This is a genomic window from Paenalicyclobacillus cellulosilyticus (genome assembly GCF_014647315.1).
GTDB lineage: Bacteria > Bacillota > Bacilli > Alicyclobacillales > Alicyclobacillaceae > Alicyclobacillus_J > Alicyclobacillus_J cellulosilyticus.
Map to the genome: position 1 here is coordinate 1 of NZ_BMOY01000123.1, position 281 is coordinate 281.

Sequence of the window (281 nt, forward strand, 5' to 3'; positions counted from 1 at the left end):
ATGGGCGATATAACAATTAAAAACTGGAGGTGTTGCATAGAGAGATTTATGCGCAATGTGCGTTTGATAATCCATCATAGTTGGCAAAGGCTTATTGTGATGGTTAGCCAGAATATCGTTATGAAGAATTACAACTGTCAAGCCTGGGATTGAAATATTTTTTTGAGCACCCGCAAAAATCAGCCCATAATCTCTAACGTTTATAGGTTCTGTCAAAAGACATGAGGTCATATCGGCAATTAGCGGCATATTAACCATTGGCACAGGGACTTTTACGCCAT

1 protein-coding gene is annotated in these 281 nt (G+C 39.1%); it reads right to left on the minus strand.

Features of this window, described 5'->3' with window-relative positions; all coding sequences use genetic code 11:
- Positions 1-281: aminotransferase class V-fold PLP-dependent enzyme (locus IEX97_RS13135; RefSeq protein ID WP_188883541.1), on the minus strand; the 281-nt coding region annotated here is incomplete at both ends.